Source organism: Ensifer sp. 2TAB8 (genome assembly GCF_052115125.1).
Lineage (GTDB): Bacteria > Pseudomonadota > Alphaproteobacteria > Rhizobiales > Rhizobiaceae > Ensifer.
In genome coordinates this window covers 1-707 of record NZ_JBFRGB010000077.1, presented here as the reverse complement: position 1 = coordinate 707, position 707 = coordinate 1, and the positions used below count along the sequence as shown (strand labels likewise).

1 protein-coding gene is annotated in these 707 nt (G+C 59.3%); it reads left to right on the top strand.

From position 1 onward, the window contains the following. Positions 1 to 707 (top strand): peptidase T (locus AB4Z53_RS35400; RefSeq protein ID WP_441600096.1); only part of this gene is annotated, 707 nt, incomplete at both ends.

Below are 707 nucleotides of genomic sequence, written 5' to 3'. Positions count from 1 at the left end.
CCTTCGTGCCCGACGAGGAAATCGGTTTGCGTGGCGCCAAGGCGCTGGATCTTGCCCGTTTCCCTTGTGACTTCGCCTATACGATCGACTGCTGTGAACTGGGCGAGGTTGTGCTCGAGACCTTCAATGCCGCGTCCGCCGAAATCGTCTTTACCGGTGTCAGCGCCCAGCCGATGTCGGCCAAGGGCACACTCGTCAATCCGCTCACCATGGCGATCGACTTCATCGCCCACTTCGACCGCGAGGATACGCCCGAATGTACTGCGGATCGCCAGGGTTTCTTCTGGTTCAAGGATCTCGTCGCCAACGACAGCGAGGCAACACTTACCTGCCTGATCCGCGACTTCGATACCGATGGCTTCAATCAACGCAAGCGGCGGATCGCCGAGGTGGCGGAGCGGATACGCTCAAGCTATCCCAGCGGCAACGTCCGCCACCAGGTCACCGATACCTATCGAAACATCGCCACCAGTCTTCAACACGACGACCGCGCCGTCTCCCTGTTGTTTGATGTGATGGACGAACTCGGGATAAATAAGAAGCTGATGCCGATGCGCGGCGGCACCGATGGTGCCGTACTTTCGGCGCGCGGCATCCCGACGCCGAACTTCTTTACCGGCGCCTGCAATTTCCATTCGCGCTACGAGTTCCTGCCGATCCCGGCGTTCGAAAAGTCGCTGGAAGTCGTTCGAAAAGTCGCTGGAAGT